Source organism: Rahnella selenatireducens, from assembly GCF_046449555.1.
GTDB lineage: Bacteria > Pseudomonadota > Gammaproteobacteria > Enterobacterales > Enterobacteriaceae > Rahnella > Rahnella selenatireducens.
The window spans coordinates 108092-124293 of record NZ_JBKEZJ010000003.1; the positions used below are offsets into that span (position 1 = coordinate 108092).

At 37.1% G+C, this 16202-nt stretch carries 11 protein-coding genes and 1 tRNA gene; 4 read left to right on the forward strand and 8 right to left on the reverse strand.

All coding sequences use genetic code 11. The features are described 5' to 3' along the window. Positions 1-149: 149 nt before the first annotated feature. Both ACLBVC_RS06355 and ACLBVC_RS06360 read left to right on the forward strand, forming a co-directional pair. Complete coding sequence (locus ACLBVC_RS06355; protein WP_410148937.1) at positions 150-2261, forward strand: ATP-dependent nuclease; 2112 nt, start codon at positions 150-152, stop codon at positions 2259-2261. A gap of 3 nt (positions 2262-2264) precedes the next feature. Continuing rightward, a complete protein-coding gene (locus tag ACLBVC_RS06360) occupies positions 2265-4016 on the forward strand; it encodes a UvrD-helicase domain-containing protein (RefSeq protein WP_410148938.1) in 1752 nt (583 codons plus the stop codon). Positions 4017-4722: 706 nt separating this feature from the next. On the opposite strand, the gene ACLBVC_RS06365 is transcribed toward ACLBVC_RS06360, so the two are convergent. From ACLBVC_RS06365 to ACLBVC_RS06400, 8 genes are all read right to left on the reverse strand, one after another. Beyond that, positions 4723-7059 carry a UvrD-helicase domain-containing protein gene (locus ACLBVC_RS06365; protein ID WP_410148939.1) on the reverse strand — a complete coding sequence of 779 codons (2337 nt, stop codon included), beginning with the start codon at positions 7057-7059 and terminating at the stop codon, positions 4723-4725. A gap of 165 nt (positions 7060-7224) precedes the next feature. Continuing rightward, positions 7225-7626 carry an H-NS family histone-like protein gene (locus tag ACLBVC_RS06370; protein WP_410148940.1) on the reverse strand — a complete coding sequence of 134 codons (402 nt, stop codon included), beginning with the start codon at positions 7624-7626 and terminating at the stop codon, positions 7225-7227. Positions 7627-8357: 731 nt separating this feature from the next. After that, positions 8358-9227, reverse strand: coding sequence for a ParB/RepB/Spo0J family partition protein (locus tag ACLBVC_RS06375; RefSeq protein WP_410148941.1), 870 nt, complete (start codon positions 9225-9227; stop codon positions 8358-8360). A 10-nt stretch (positions 9228-9237) separates the two neighbouring features. Next, entirely contained in the window at positions 9238-10113 is an 876-nt protein-coding gene (locus ACLBVC_RS06380; protein ID WP_050875703.1) for a ParB/RepB/Spo0J family partition protein, read from the reverse strand. Continuing rightward, the gene (locus tag ACLBVC_RS06385; protein WP_410148942.1) at positions 10113-11657 is read right to left on the reverse strand and encodes a recombinase family protein; all 1545 of its coding nucleotides are present in this window, start codon (positions 11655-11657) and stop codon (positions 10113-10115) included. The genes ACLBVC_RS06380 and ACLBVC_RS06385 overlap by 1 nt, the downstream gene beginning before the upstream one ends. A gap of 418 nt (positions 11658-12075) precedes the next feature. Beyond that, entirely contained in the window at positions 12076-13332 is a 1257-nt protein-coding gene (locus tag ACLBVC_RS06390) for a tyrosine-type recombinase/integrase (protein ID WP_410148943.1), read from the reverse strand. 179 nt (positions 13333-13511) lie between these two features. Next, positions 13512-13586: transfer RNA gene (locus ACLBVC_RS06395), tRNA-Arg, on the reverse strand. Between the two features lie 109 nt (positions 13587-13695). Further along, on the reverse strand, positions 13696-14613 hold the full coding sequence (locus ACLBVC_RS06400) for a formate/nitrite transporter family protein (RefSeq protein WP_410148944.1): 918 nt from the start codon (positions 14611-14613) through the stop codon (positions 13696-13698). 261 nt (positions 14614-14874) lie between these two features. On the opposite strand from ACLBVC_RS06400, the gene ccmA reads away from it, so the two are divergent. After that, positions 14875-15516 (forward strand): cytochrome c biogenesis heme-transporting ATPase CcmA, encoded by a 642-nt coding sequence (gene ccmA / locus ACLBVC_RS06405; RefSeq protein ID WP_410148945.1) that lies wholly within the window; start codon positions 14875-14877, stop codon positions 15514-15516. A gap of 21 nt (positions 15517-15537) precedes the next feature. After that, positions 15538-16197: a heme exporter protein CcmB gene (ccmB, locus tag ACLBVC_RS06410; RefSeq protein ID WP_410148946.1), complete on the forward strand. Its 660-nt coding sequence runs from the start codon at positions 15538-15540 to the stop codon at positions 16195-16197. Positions 16198-16202: the final 5 nt, after the last annotated feature.

Below are 16202 nucleotides of genomic sequence, written 5' to 3' on the forward strand. Positions count from 1 at the left end.
TATTATACACAATGAAATAGTAACGAATTGAAACCTTATGGTTTTTTTCTTGACTTAAGAGGGTGTTTTCGATATTGGCACTTTTTTGTGATTTGCGTATAGGTTAAACTCTTGCACAACAACTATTTAAAATAGGATTTGATGAAATCATGTTTATTAGCAGATTATCTATAAGAAACTATAAAAATTTTCGTTGTTCTGATTTTCATTTTGTAAAAGATTCTGTTAACACAATCATTGGTGAAAATGCTTCTGGCAAAACAAATTTATTTAATGCTATGAGATTGATTCTGGATGACTCCCTTCCAATGAATTCCAGGATTCTTTCTAATGAGGATTTCTACCGTGGATTAGCTGAACCATTCGGCCATTGGATCATAATTACGCTATATTTTGATGATTTAAGTGAGTCAGAGGAAGAGCAAGTTCTTGCCAACTATACAATAAATGATGGGAATGATAAATCTATAAAAGAAGGTAACTACACTTTCATATATCGACCAAGATTTCATATCCGACAAAAGTTGCATGAGTTAACATTGGAAAATGAAAATCATGAAACAAGATCTTCTTCATTTACGGAGTATGCATCGAATCATATTATTTCGAAAGAAACATATGAAGCAGTAGCTTTTGTTAGAACAAAAGTTGATTTTAATGATGACGAAATTTATAAAAAAGTAGTCGGGGATTTTGATAGTTACTCCTTCTCAAACCCTAATGAAGATGATGCTACTATGTTAGGAGTAAAGAAGCCCCCTTACTTTGCCTTAGGTAGCGAAGTTGCTTGCACTTATGTCAAAGCACTTCGGAATGTAGTTGCAGATCTTAAATATTATAAAACAAATCCATTGTATAAATTACTTACTTTAAAAAGTAAACAAATTGATGATAGAAAAGATATTGTAGAAAATGTGAAAGAGATCAATGGTAAAATTTCTGCGATCCCTGAAATTGAGCGATTGAGTAACAAAATATCGGCTTCATTACTCAATACAGTAGGCTCTACTTACTCCCCTAAAATATTAGTATCTTCACAACTTCCAGAGGACTTTACAGAATTGATTCAATCACTCGGTTTAGTGGTTGAAGATTCTCTGGATTATAATGGCTCGGGTAAGATCGATGATTTGAGTCTTGGTGGGGCAAACTTAATTTATCTTGCTTTAAAACTGTATGAATACGAAGAAATAAGAGATAGTGAAGAACACATCACTCATTTTTTGTTAATTGAAGAGCCAGAAGCACACATCCATAATCATATCCAAAAGACGCTTTTCGATAACTTCAATTTCAAAAATACACAAGTGTTTGTATCTACACATTCAACCCAAATTAGTTCGGTATCAAAAATATCGTCAATGAACATATTATCTCGTCAAAAGGGATTCACAGATGTTTATCATCCATCTTCTGGTTTAACGCCTAAGGAGATTTCTTCCGTAGAACGATATCTTGATGCAATTCGTAGCGACCTTTTGTTTGCTAAGAGTGTCATTCTGGTAGAAGGCGATGCAGAGCTTATTCTAATACCAGCTATGGTTAAAGAAACTTTGGGCATCAGTTTAGATGAGTTAGGTATAAGTTTGATCAAAGTAGATGGCACTGTATTCAAACATATTTCTAATCTTTTCCATGAAAAAAGGTTGAAAAGGAAATGTGCAATTATCACGGATCTTGATTCGGCCTATGTAAAGGTAGCTGATGATATTTTTGATACGGATTTTGTCGAATCTCTGGTAGATGCAGAAGATGATGGTCTGCGAAGAAAGGAAGAATTAGATAAATATATTGAAAGTAATAAATTTATTACTGTTCATTATGCAGAGAATACTTTCGAAACAGAGCTTGTTCGTTACGATGAAAACAATAACTTGTTTTTAGAAGTTATGAAGTCTGATTATAAAAAAGATGCCTACTTTAAGAAGGCTGAATTAGACGTTAAGTCATCCGATCTCAGAGTTCGATATAAAAGAGTGTTAAAGTTTGCAAAGAAAATAGGAAAGGGATGGTTAGCTACGGAAATGGTAGGGCATCTCAGTGTTGATAATCGTGTTCCTGATTATATTTTGCAAGCCATTAAGTTTGTTATTGGTGATAGAAATGTCGAACCTATATATCAAAAAATGCTTGACTACAATATGTCATTCATGGGGGCGGAGGAATTTGACTGCATAAGCGCTGAAAAGGACTTTTCTAGTAAAATGGAAGAATATAAGAAACACTTCAATGACAGTTTTGTAAAATTGTTGGAGTTATAGTTTATGCCATATAGAAATTTAACCTCTGAGCAAATGGATGCCGTGAAATTCAAAGGCAATTTATTATTAACAGCATGTCCAGGATCGGGTAAAACAAAAACATTAGTTTCTAAGCTTTGTTATATTTTAGAAAATAAAGAGCTATTTGGTGTAGGTAAGAAGAAAATAATAGCTCTCACATATACTAATATAGCAGCAGATACGATTCTTGAACGGATTATGTCTTTCGGCATAAGTAGTGAATCGTTATGGATTGGAACAATACATAGTTTTTGTTTGAATTGGATTATAAAACCTAACGTAGATAAGATACCCAGGCTTTGCAGAGGGTTTAATGTAATTGATGAGCATGAAAAAGAATTTTTATTGAATGCATTAAAAGAAAAGTATGATTTATCTATAAATGATAAAGTCCTTACTAATTTGGATTTTAATCTTATCCAACTTTATTCTCGTGGCACAAAAGAATATTTAGTGGTAAAGGAATATCATAAACATTTGTATGAGCACAAGTTAATTGATTTTGATTTAATATTAAATCTAACTTGTCGCGTATTAACAAAATACAACGCACTTTGTGAAAGATTGTCTTTAATTTTAAGATGTATTTTAGTCGATGAGTATCAAGATACTTCTCTTATACAGTATGAAATACTTCGACAAATTGTATTAAAGAAAAATACCATGGTTACTTTTATAGGAGATAAAGAGCAGGCTATCTACACAGGCTTGGGTGCGGTCGTAAAAAACAGAGATGAATTGACTGATTGTTTCCAGCTTGAAAGTTTAACTGAAATGAAATTAACGGGTTGTTTTCGTAGTAGCCAATCTATTGTAGATTTTTACAGTAAGTATAAAGATGAAGATTATGATATAAACTCACTTTCAGACAATAAGGATTTTAAATCAGTAATCTTTAAAGAAAGTGAAGTAGATGTTACTCAACTGCCAATCTATATATCAAGTATAATTAGAACTCATTTAGCTCAGGGAGTGTTTTCAAATGAAATCGCTGTTCTGTGTCCTGGTTGGTTTGATGTGATAAAATTATCAAATGATATTGTCGCTCTTAATCCTGATATAGAAATTGATGGAGTTATGATTTCGCCTATACCTAAGAATAATGAAAACCTCTGGCTCGCTTTGATCAAACTTTTTTTAATCAAGAGAGTTCCCTCGAATTTTAATACAAGACAGAAGCTACTGCGGGATTTTCTTCAAGAGTTAAATATTTATGCACCCTATACTGAGTCTTTGTCTCCCAAAAAAATATTGAAGTGGATAAATAAAATTTCATTATCTGCGGAATATAATTGTGAAATTGATGTTTGGTTGAAAGAGGTTATACTGAACTTCTGCTATTTTATTGATTTGGGTATGAATATGGATAGCCATTGTTATAAAGAAATGGATTTTTTAATTAATGCCACAAAGAAAAGAATGTTGAAGTATAAAATGAATTATAAAGCAAGTGATTTACATTCCTTTTTCAATTATAAACACGGAGTTAAAATCACAACTTGTCATTCCACAAAAGGTGATGAGTATGAAGTGGTAATTTGCACTGGCTTACTAAATGGAAAAATACCTAATTGGAATGATATTTTCAATTGCGATCAAGAACATCAAAATTATGTTGCGCGTAGACTTTTATATGTTGTTTCTTCGCGTGCAAAGAAACACTTATATATGATATCAGAGAGAGGTTACAAAACAAAAAGGGGATATCCATATCAGACAACACCACAACTTTGAACTCGCATTTCTTGTATAAGGCATGATTATTTATTCGAAAATATAATTTAATTTTCGATATATGTATGATGACATTATGCTTAATCCTTCATTGACCCTATATGAAAATTGTTCAAACCTACATAAACCGATGCTTAAATTGGTGTGGTTTTGACCTTTTCTCATCATTCGACCATTCCCTATTACCTCATGAAGTGGAGCATTAAACTCATGAGCATAGACGCCTGGCTGAAAGGAATTGTAGCTTATAGGTATACTAGAACATACTTTTTAATCTCTTTATCCTTCTATTTCAACGAGTTAATCATTAAAAAATGTACTGCTGCATCATTCTGAAGTGGAATACTTGGGCGGCAGGTAGTGATAAACACAAGGAAAAGTTAACAATTGAAAATATTTGCTCTGTTCATAAAAAATTGAGATGGTGTTAATCGAAAGGCGACATGTATTAAAATGACACATAAACTTCTACTCAGGACTTTTTTTCTTTTGTTTTATTGTTATTTATTCAAACTTTTAGTTCATCAGTTTCTACCGCCAGCGTTGGTAATCACACTTCTTCAACAACAATGGATAATATAGGTAATTGTTGCCAGCTTCCTATTAATATATATAGGCTATGATTAGATAGGTATAAATTTCAAATGAAATTTTGTCACAACTATGAAGTTAATTATAAAGAGGGATGCAATCCCTCTCTGTTTTGTTACTTAAAATGAGAAAATGCGCCATCGCTTCCTTTAGGTGCAAACCAAAATACTCTTTTTATTCCTCGTGTTATTGCAACATATGCCAAACGATATGACTCATCAACCATTACCTGGTCATAGCTATAATTAAAATAGGAAACCTGCCTATATATCTCATTTCTTAAAATGTGTCCCGTATGAGCTTTACTATCATCGAAAATGACACATACTTCACCCTGCAAACCTTTTGCCTTGTGAATTGTTAAGAAGTTAATTCCTTTAATATTTCCATATTTATTGTTATAAAGTTCTTTTATCTCTTGAAGCGTATTATTGGTTCGACTTAAGACAATCAAATATGTTTTATCTTTGTTTTTTTGATTTTTAACTAGATTGAACTGTTCAAAAATAATCTCAATAGCTTTGTCCTTCCAAGAATCACCCCCCTTTTTGTCATCATACTCATAACAAAAAACACCATGCTCATCACCATCAGGTTCTCGGCATGAAATTGACTCCTTTACTATTTTCCCTTTAACCAAACCCATCATCTTTTCGGCATCTTCAAGAATCTTTGAATCTGAACGATAGTTTTCCATCATCAAAACTGTATTGTGTCTACCTAATGATTTATGAACGGGGAAAAACTCTGAAAAATTCATGAAAATATCAGGTGAACTTCCTCTCCATGAATAGATAGATTGCCAATCATCTCCTATAGCCATGATTGTAGGTTTTCGACTTAAAATCGCATTTTCTTTTTGTATTGCTTTTATCCAGTTGGCGATTTGAGGTGATATGTCTTGGAATTCATCAACTAAGAGATTTTCGAATCTTAAGTATCTATTTTTGAATAAATCTCGGCGTTGCTGTAATACCGATTCGTCTGAAAACATGATAAACATTCTGTTGAAAGTCATCATGTTGTTTTTATAGAGAGTGTCTTCGAATGAAGGCCAGAAGATAGCTAATGCTTTTGCAAAATAAAACTCAACCCCTTTTTCCCTAAAAAGTGAAATATTGGATATGGTGGTGACTACTTCTTTACCAAGGCTTTCTATGAAAGAACCTTGATCGTACAATAGCTCAAGTATATTTGTTTGAGCCAATTCACCATTCAACTTTATGGAGAAGTTACTGGGCGCTTCACCAGTGATGTAATTCTTCAAAAAACTATTAACCGAATTAAGCTTCTGATTGCTATTAATAAATATCGAGATTTTAGTGTTGTATCCAGCAGCTATTTTATTTTTAAAGTATATAGCCTTTCCTAAGAGTATCTTTTTCTTAGGGTCCGACTCACTACCTTTAACATAATCTTTTTCGTCATACAGTTTCTTTCCACCAATATTACCTGACAGAAAAACTGGCATTTTATTATGTTCTACATATCCATTAGCATAAAAAATATTTCCATTAACGTGAAAGCACTTTACCGGACCAGATATTATTCCATCTATAGGCCATTTCCCTTCTTCATTCCATAGGTCATTGATTTGTTGCGTTAAAACCAGATCTCGCTCTGCAGCGTAATTAATCAACCAATCTCTTTCCTCCATTTCATCTGATCTTTGTGATGCAGTTATTGAAATATCTATAAGCTTATCTATACATATTTTAAAATCTTTGTTTTTGTTATATAGCTCGGTATAAACACCCTTTAAAACTTCAACTTGCTCATTGGTTCTTTTACCTAATGATAACTCTAAACTTGGGTCATCTGGATTTATCCTTCCACCAAGGAAATCGAAAGCACTTATGCCTGGCATTGAACTTAGTGAAAATCTATATATAAGAGAATGGAATGTATTTACAATTGAATTTATCGCAATTTTATCATGCTCTTGATCCCAAAAACTGAAAACGTAGCTTAATTTATCACTCAACTCATCACATGATTTTTTTGTGAATGAAATAACGGTGATTTTTTTTAATGGAATATTTAAATAAAAGTGCATAAATACTAAACGGAGAATCAAGGTTGTCGATTTACCTGAACCAGCGCCAGCAACGACACAAGTGGCGGGATGGTTTGAGAAAATCATTCGCCATTGTGATTCTGAGGGATAACTTATAATTCCTGCCTCAGTTGCCATCCTGACCTTTCGAATCATGAGTTGCTCTAAACTATGAGTAACACCAATATTTTCTGGGCCATAAATTGAGTCGTCAATAGGAGACATTGAAGGACTATTTATTTCATTACGAATTAAATATTTAAGAGTTCCATCTTCATGACCTTCTAAATAGCCATTTTTCTTCCCATGTGAAAATCCTTTACTGTAAGAACGTCGAACTATTTTTCTAATGCTATTAAAAAATGTCCTTACGAACATCTGGTCAATAAATTTCATCCGTATTTATTCCATGTGCATTTCAAAAAATAAGACATATCAGAATGGCATGATTTATGAATCGATTAATTTAAACTAATCAAGTATTAAATCATGTCCTCATTTTAATAAAATGGAGGACATTATTGATCCATTGAAAGCCTATTTACATAAGATAACTTTTTATCAGATCTCAAATTGTTGCAACTTTTTTCCTGATTCAAGTGCAAGTGCAATAGCCTTCGGAGTACGGCCTTGACCAGTCCAAGTCTTTTCACTTCCATTCTCATCTATATACTTATATTTTGCAGGGCGAGGAGCACGAGCTGCTTTCGGTGACTTTGGTGATATGGTAGAGGCTATCAGTTCAGAAGGGTCAATACCTTCTTCCAACAGCTTCTCTCGAAAAGCTTTAAGTTTTGCTTGTTTGTCCTCATTTTCTTTACGTTGCGAAGCTTCTTCTTCGCGACGATCCTCTGTTATGGTAGTAAGCTTTTCTAATATCTCCTCTAAAGATTCGAGTGTAAGACCGCGTGCTTGGGCACGCAAAGTGCGAATGTTATTAAGGTTTTTCATTGTCTCAGACATGATCTAGATCCTTGTTATTGTAATTAAATGAATTTATTGTATTTTTTTTGAAATGCAATTTCCGATAAACGAGCTTATCCTATGATTACCCGGTGTTAAATTAATCAATAAACTGTTTTAATTATATGAAATTACATCAGTTTATACAAAAAATTCAATTATCGGCTATGAAAATTTTGTAGACATAAGTACTAGGGATAAATGATTTACAGTTGGTTTTAATAATTCATTATTAGCATGATAAGGAATTGCTATGCAACTCACAAAAATTTTTATCTCTGGTTTTAAAAGTATATCTAATGATAACCCACAACAATATATTTTGAAAAGAACCTGACTACATTATTGGCTCAAATAGGACAGGTAAGAGCAGTGTTATGGAAGTATTGTGAAAATTATTTTCCGTTGACCAGTCTTTGAGTGGAATATCAGCTAATGATTTTTACAACAACGCTGAGGAGTTAGAAAATGATAAAATTTTAATAATTGAATCATGGTTCAGTTTCCCTAATACAGATGATGGTGGATTATGTATTCCTCCTTTGATAGAACATTTAACATAAAGATGAGGACGTATGGATATTAAATAGTAGTGATATGGAATCTGACGAAGATGATATGACTAAATGCTCTTCTGCAATTAAAAACTCTATACCATTAAGTTACGTTCCAACCAACCATCTTTGGAAGTTAGCTTTGAATTAGCATACTCTTTCATTCATAAACCTCAATCACTTTGTTAATGAGTTAATATTAGATATTTTCTTCAACTCTATCAATAATTCATTTTTGTTATCTAACAACCAATGTAATATTTTTGTATTCTCAAGTAACTTCTGAATGTGAGATTTCATAATGACCAGCCTAAGAGTGTTCTCCCCATAAGATTCTTTTAATTTTTCAGATTCAATATGGACTTGCGCCATTTCCCTTTCGAGACGATCTATTGTTTTTCGATGTCCTTCTTTATCATTTCCCTGTTGACCATCTACAAGTAAGTTAGGTTGAGTATTGTGTAGCAATGATAGTGAAAATTTTTCGGAATAATTTTCCATGTTGTTCATTATACAAGCACATTCTATTTGTCTGATATTTTTCATTTTTCTCAGAACGTTAAAAGTTGCTTTTGGAACGTTTTGGTTCGCTAGTAAATTAACAACCTCAGGATCTATGCCGTCTAATAAGTTAATTTTACCTTTTAAAATATCAATTGAAATTCCCAGTGCTTCGCTCAATTTTTCTATGGAAACACCTGACTTAAGTGCTTTTCTTATCATTTTTTGTTCCTGAATTATTGTAATTCGGCTTACTTTACTATTAGGTGTATAAGTGTCGTAAATGGTTGAGACTAAACAGATCGCTTCCGTTTCTCCTAACTCTTTTAGTGCCTCAATTCTGAGATGTCCATCAAGTATTTTAATTTTACCAAGTTTGCTATCTAAATAAACTACAATCGGTTCAATTATTCCTATGCTGTTTATTGATTTTTTAATTTGAAGGTATTTTTTGCTGTTTTTAACATTTATGGGTGGTTTCTTTGTCGGTATCAAATCATCTATCTTGAATTTCACAGAGTTTCTCTCAAAGCAATAGCTAACCATTCATTTGTCCTCAATGTTTTCTTTCTAATATTATTGATGGAATGTTTGTTAGTTTCTCGCTCTCAATGATTGCTAAAAACTCCTCGTTTTTCATTAGTTCAGTCATGATTTGCCTCGCAAGAATGATATTTTCCTCAATAAAATCAGCTTTATTTTTCAAGGAGCGATGTTCATCAATGTTATCCTGATATAATTTTGTAAGTTCATCTGTTGTCAGTTTTTTTTGAGACTTAGATTTTCCAAATGTACGGTTGAACACCCCCTTTAACCCTTCATTTCTAGAGTCTAAAATATCTCTTATTTTAGTTATGTTCTTACCTTTTATTTTGCCCTCATCGAATGCGTCAACGATTAGGTTCTGAGAATCATTAAAATCAGAACGTGCAATCTGCACAGCTAAATATAAAGGCATTTTCCCTGATTCTACTATTGAAAGAAGCTTACTCTCTCCTTTCTCTAATAATGTTGAGATGGAATTTATCCAACTTACTGTGCAACCAACAGTTTTGGCGATTTCCTTCTCGCTAAACCCCTCTAATTTCATCTCTTTTATTCTATAAAATTGTTCTCCCGCCCTGGGATTTATACGTGCGAAATTTTCTACTAAACTCATTATATAAGCACCTTCTTCATCTATATCTATAATAAATGCTGGTATAGACTCCTCATTAAGCTTGGATATTGATTCTAGTCTCCCTTGCCCACAAATTAGAGCGTATTTATATGTTTCATCATTTATTCTTCTAACAGTTATTGGTTTTCTTAATCCACTTTTATTGATGCTTTCCGTAATTTCATCATGTCTGAATTTACTTCTGGTTCTTGGATTTTCAATTTTGATTGATGATATTTTAATCATAGATATCTTGGTGTTCTCATCAGACATTACGCGGCCTCCTCTGTTGTTAATGGCATGAGCAATTTAAATAAAAACTCAATATCATCAAAGCGGTATAACTCTAATAATAAAGAATTATTTTCTTTAATTTTAATTTCGTTTTCGAAACTTTCAATCGAAGGTAATATATAATAATCAACAGGTTCACTATTTGAAGAGTTCATTCTTACAATAATATTGAAATCTGACTTTAAATTACTTTCAAATCTAACCACCCATCTTAATTTTCCTGATTTCAGTTTGTGACATCTTGATAAAACTAAGGATAATTTCAATGAGTCATTTATTGTAATTTGCTTCTTTTTTTCATCTGTTCTGGGATATAAAGATACGTTTTCTAGTCTTTCAAGAAAATCATTAATTACGTTACTATGCATTTCTCTTAAAGATTCATTTATTTCGATATATGAATAATCTCTTTCTGGAGTATATCCAATAAGCTTGTACGCTCGTAACAACCCACCAAATCTGCTAGCAACGATACTACTGGATGGTCCTGTGTCATCCTCGTCAATAATTACTCCGGAAAGCTTACCATTGCTCTTTAGTTTTTTTGATAAATATGAAAGTATTTGTTCATTGCTTACGTTTAAACTTCTATTTTTGATAATATCCTGAACCATGTTAAATTTTTCTATAGAGATAATAGGTTCGAATGCGCTCATATACTGAACCCAATTTTCTTCTGGATTTTTTATCCTTTTTGATTTTAGTTTTGAAGATGTTTTGTTATATATGTATTTTCCGGTGTATCGTTCATTAATTAATATTTGATGGACATTACTTCGAGTCCACAGGCTATATTTATTTCGATATCCAAGCTCATTAAGCTTGTTAGCTATTATATATTCATTGTATGAATCAAAAATGAACATATTGAAAATTAACCTTATTATCTCAAGTTCTTTTTCTTCGCCTGGAACTAAGATAACCCTATCTGTTTGTAAACTTTTACGTTCACCGTGCGATAGAATCATTTTGGGAGAATTATTGGAATCAACTAATTTCCTTTGAAGCCCATAACCAGGAATACCGCCTTGAAAATAACCTCTTTTTACAAGATTAACATGACCCGCAAATACTTTTATTGAAAGGTTTCTACTGTATGCACCTGCAGCGTATCTTAATGCGGGCAATGTAAGCATTTGAATTTCTGGTGATTCTTCTGGTAAGTTTTCAGCACAATATATTACTTTAACTCCGTGTAATTTCAGCAAAAAACTGTAATGCCCAGCCTCATCATTATCTTGAAATCTTCCAAAGCGGCTAACATCATAGACCAAGACAGCCGCTATTTTTATGGTATGAGTTACAACATCTTGAATCAGCTTGTTAAAACTATCCCTGCCGTCTGCTGATATGCCACTTTTGCCCCGGTCATCATATGTTCCAATGATTTCCATATTGTGACTTTGCGCATATTTGGAGATGAACTCAGCCTGGTTATCAACTGAGAAGATTTGATGATCAGTTGACATCCTCAAGTATTGGACAACATTAACCTTCTGTTTTTCCTTGATTTGATTGTTCATTACAGTGCCTTGATGCAACTTTAATAAGTTATGGTGGTTAAAAATTGATCAATTTTAGTGCTGTTGCAACCTTTTTTGACATCTGTTTTTTAAAAATTTTGCTCTCGAACAATAGATATAGGGATTGTTATCTAATGATGGTTTGAAATGGAAAGGCACCTGGGTGGGTTTTGTATAGCTTTTAGTTGAATTGAAATTTGGACATTGGTTGAGTCGCAAAGTGTGGGCATTTTTTTATGTAAAATAATGCCCACACCTTATCCTGTATTAGCCAACTAAGTAATTGATAAGATTGATGCTAATTCGGCAAAAAAGAAGAAAAGGTCTGCATTCATAGCGCTCTTAGACAAATGCATGAATCTTGGCTCTCTTTGACAAGAGCCATTTTGATCGGTGGATATGAGTGTCCTTTAGCTCGCTAAAATCCAGCTTTGTTACAAAACGAAAAAGGAGTCAGTTCTCTCTCTTCACATGCTTCAAGGTAGTCAGCCCACCATTGGAGCATTAGTTTCCTTTCTTCGAGATGTTCTGCTTTGTGTATGTATGCTGCTCGAACGGAGTTTCGTTCTTGATGGCTCATTTGACGTTCAACAGCATCTCTTGACCACAGTCCAGACTCAATTAGAGCACTACATGCCATTGTCCTGAACCCATGCCCACACACTTCTTTTTTTGTGTCGTAACCCATAGCACGAAGAGCCTTGTTAACGGTGTTTTCGCTCATGGGTTTGTCATCACGGCTGAACCCAATGAACATCAGCTCCTTTTCACCGCTTATGGAATGGAGCTTTTTCAGCAAGGCTACGGCCTGTATGCTGAGTGGCACAAGGTGAGGGGTTTTCATTTTCGAACCTCTGCCAGAATACTTAACTCCATCCAACTCTTGACGTTCTCCTGGGATCATCCATAAGGAATTTTCGAAATTCACTTCGGACCAACGTGCGAACCTAAGTTCACTTGAACGGATGAAAGTCAGCAGAGTTAACTGGACTGCAATTTGCGTTATGCCTTTACCTTTATAAGCTTCAATTCGTCTTAGAAGCTCAGGTAGCTGTTCGAAGGGGAGAGCAGGGCGATGAGTGCTTTTAGGTGTTGTTACGGCACCTGAAAGGTCATAGGCGGGATTTTGGTCAATCAAAGCGTTATGGACAGCATATCGCATTATAGCTGTAATGCGTTGTTGTAAACGAGAAGCCACTTCAAGATGCCCGCTTTTCTCAGCGTTTTTTAGCGGAAGCAGTAAATCACGGGTTTTGAGTTCAGTGATGTTCCGTTTACCAATGACTGGAAACAGATGAGTGATTAAGCTGTTTAACACTGTTGTTCTGTGACTATCAGACCATGTCCTGTTGCTGGAATGCCAATCTCTGGCAACCGTTTCGAATGTGAGCAAACCTTTTTCTTCAACCTTTTCAGATTTTCGCTTCTCACTAGGATCTATGTTGTTTGCGATTAGCTTTCTTGCTTCGTCCCTTCTAAGACGTGCAGTGGCAAGAGAGATTTCAGGATAAACACCTAACGCCAACATTTTTTGTTTACCGGCAAAACGGTATTGCAGACGCCAATATTTCGAACCGCTGGCCTGAATCAGAAGGTGCATACCACCACCATCAGTCAGCTTTACCGGCTTCTCAGCAGGTTTAGCATTTCTTACTTTTACCTCAGTGAGTGCCATAGAAAACCTCCCATACTGATGGTATCTGCATTATCGAACTTACCATACCAACTGTTATACCAACAAAATGTGCAGGATGTTGATAAAAGTTATTGGAATTTGGTAGACGAAGTGACGGGGTTAAGTCGCTGAGTTTAGAGAATAAAATAGACTTGAGTGGACGTTTGTAGACATTAAAATGGTGTCCCCTACAGGAATCGAACCTGTAACTAGCCCTTAGGAGGGGCTTGTTATATCCGTTTAACTAAGGAGACACGGACGCCAGTAGAAAGCGCCCGCATAGTATACCCGTTTTTCTCTCAATAATAAGGCGTTAGCCTGTCGTTTGGTCGTTTCGTCGCCAGTTCTGCGCTTTTATTCCTTTCACGGTTTCGCCGCTTCCTTCTTCGCGGCTTCCTGTTCTGCCTTTTTAACTTTGGCTTTTTTCTGATTACTCATGTCGTTACGGATTTGTGCGTGGCTGATCAGCGCAAAGATGAAAGTACCACCCGCGATGTTTCCGGCCAGCGTCGGCAGGGCGAAAGGCCAGATAAAGTCAGTCCACGGGATTGCGCCGGAGAAGACCAGATAGAGGACTTCCACCGAGCCGACGACGATGTGCGTCAGGTCACCGATCGCCACCATGTAAGTCATCAGCATAATCACCCACAGTTTGGCTGCACCTGCTGAAGGGATCATCCAGACCATAGTGGCAATCAACCAGCCGGAAACCATGCCGCCGACAAACATTGCGCCGGGTCCTTTTTCCATAATTTCCATGCTGATCTCGTGAAACGCTTTGTCGGTCTCCGGATCAAAAAATGGCACCAGATGAAACGCCAGCGCTGCAAAGCCACCGCCGATGATATTTCCGATCAGCACAAGCCCCCATAACCGCAGCAAGAGTGCGACGTTTTTGCCGGTCAATTTTTGCATGACGGGCAACACGGCGGTGACGGTGTTTTCCGTAAACAGTTGCTGGCGCGCCATGATGACAATAATGAACCCGACGGTGTAACCGATGTTTTCGATAAAGAACCGTTCAGGCGAATCGGGCAGGCGGGCGTGAAGAATGCCTTTCGCCATCAGCGAAGCACTGATCGAAAGCCCGGCGGCAATCGCTGACCAGAGCAACGCCTGGCCGTCACGTTCCAGTTCTTTCTCGCCTTCCATGCGGATAACCTCATGCACGGCAGCAGCTTTGGAGGGCAGATTCTCTTCACCGGTTTCGATTTTCTTACCCTGTGAATGCTCCTCGCTGTCAACGTCGGTACTGCTCTCCTGCTTTTTATCTTCGCTCATCGTTCTACCCCGAAAAAAAATCAAAGTGATAAAAAAGTACGTCATGCATAAGCATAGGCGACGCCGGAAATTTATGAGCAGATATACAAATAAGTTACAAACCGTTAACCCATGAACCTTATGGGTCATTTTTGGGGCAATGTCTGCGATATCAGACTTTTCTGGCGGCCGTTTATATGTAATAACGTACCGCTCCCTAAGCTGCGTCGTGCCGGACGCCTGTGGTATGATGCGGACTTGTGAAAAATAAGAGACATCTCCATGTTTGAAGCCCTTAACCTGAGCTGCGTTCGCGATGAGCGGACCTTGTTTAGTGGCTTGAGTTTCACGGTCTTACCGGGCGAAATGGTGCAGATTGAAGGCCGGAACGGTGCCGGTAAAACCAGTTTGCTGCGTATTCTGGCCGGGTTGTCCTCTCCGGACGCCGGTGAAGTCCGCTGGCAGGGCGTTAGTACCCGCCGTCAGCGCGATGTTTTTCATCAGGAACTTCTGTATCTCGGTCATCAGCCCGGCATAAAGTCAGTGCTTACTGCGTTTGAAAACCTTGCCTTCTATATGTCTGTCAGCAGTCCGTCAGTTCGCGGTGACGCCGCAGCGGATGCTATTTATCAGGCACTCGAAAATGTTGGCCTGCTGGGCTACGAAGATGTCATGGTCGCGCAGATGTCTGCCGGGCAGCAACGGCGTGTTGCGCTGGCGCGTTTATGGCTGAGCAATGCGCCGCTGTGGATCCTTGATGAACCGCTGACGGCCATTGATAAGCAAGGTGTTGCGACGCTGATTGCGCTGTTCGAACAGCATGCGGAGCAGGGCGGAATGGTGCTGCTGACTACGCATCAGGATTTGCAAGGCGTTAACCGCGACGTGCGGAAAATCCGTCTGACCGGCGCAGAGCTGGCGTGACGCGAAAGGGAAAGAGACGGAATGTTTACTAAGGTTCTGAGCCGCGAACTGAAAATTGCTTTTCGAAAAAGTGCAGAAATTATCAACCCGCTGTGGTTTTTCCTGATTGTTATTACGCTGTTTCCGTTAGGAATTGGCCCGGAGCCAAAACTGCTGGCGCGGATTGCGCCCGGTATTGTCTGGGTTGCGGCGCTGTTGTCGTCTCTGCTGGCGCTGGAAAGGTTGTTCCGCGATGACTTTCTCGACGGCACGCTTGAGCAGCTGTTGTTATTGCCCTCGCCGCTGGCACTCACGGTTCTGGGGAAAGTATGTGCTCACTGGGTGGTGACCGGTTTGCCGTTACTGATCCTGTCTCCGCTGATTGCCCTGTTACTTTCACTGGATTTTGAAACCTGGAAAGCCGTCGCGCTGACGATTTTACTGGGGACGCCGACGCTGAGTTTTATCGGCGCCATCGGCGTGGCGCTGACGGTCGGGCTGCGCAAGGGCGGCGTGTTGCTGAGTCTGCTGGTTCTGCCGCTGTATATTCCGGTGCTGATTTTTGCCACCGGTGCCATTGATGCCGCGTCGATGTCGATGCCCATCGGCGGATATCTGGCCATTCTCGGCGCGATGTTAGCGGGTAGTGCGACATTAGCGCCGTTTGCTACTGCAGCCGCCCTGCGAGTCAGCGTTCACTAACCCGT

What these genes read in the sequence shown, in the direction of transcription:
- ACLBVC_RS06385 (WP_410148942.1), bottom strand. Translation starts at nt 11,657, where the DNA reads ATGAACAATCAAATCAAGGAAAAACAGAAGGTTAATGTTGTCCAATAC.
- ACLBVC_RS06375 (WP_410148941.1), bottom strand. Translation starts at nt 9,227, where the DNA reads ATGGTTAGCTATTGCTTTGAGAGAAACTCTGTGAAATTCAAGATAGAT.
- ACLBVC_RS06390 (WP_410148943.1), bottom strand. Translation starts at nt 13,332, where the DNA reads ATGGCACTCACTGAGGTAAAAGTAAGAAATGCTAAACCTGCTGAGAAG.
- ACLBVC_RS06400 (WP_410148944.1), bottom strand. Translation starts at nt 14,613, where the DNA reads ATGAGCGAAGATAAAAAGCAGGAGAGCAGTACCGACGTTGACAGCGAG.
- ACLBVC_RS06370 (WP_410148940.1), bottom strand. Translation starts at nt 7,626, where the DNA reads ATGTCTGAGACAATGAAAAACCTTAATAACATTCGCACTTTGCGTGCC.
- ACLBVC_RS06365 (WP_410148939.1), bottom strand. Translation starts at nt 7,059, where the DNA reads ATGAAATTTATTGACCAGATGTTCGTAAGGACATTTTTTAATAGCATT.
- ccmB (WP_410148946.1), top strand. Translation starts at nt 15,538, where the DNA reads ATGTTTACTAAGGTTCTGAGCCGCGAACTGAAAATTGCTTTTCGAAAA.
- ACLBVC_RS06380 (WP_050875703.1), bottom strand. Translation starts at nt 10,113, where the DNA reads ATGTCTGATGAGAACACCAAGATATCTATGATTAAAATATCATCAATC.
- ACLBVC_RS06360 (WP_410148938.1), top strand. Translation starts at nt 2,265, where the DNA reads ATGCCATATAGAAATTTAACCTCTGAGCAAATGGATGCCGTGAAATTC.
- ACLBVC_RS06355 (WP_410148937.1), top strand. Translation starts at nt 150, where the DNA reads ATGTTTATTAGCAGATTATCTATAAGAAACTATAAAAATTTTCGTTGT.
- ccmA (WP_410148945.1), top strand. Translation starts at nt 14,875, where the DNA reads ATGTTTGAAGCCCTTAACCTGAGCTGCGTTCGCGATGAGCGGACCTTG.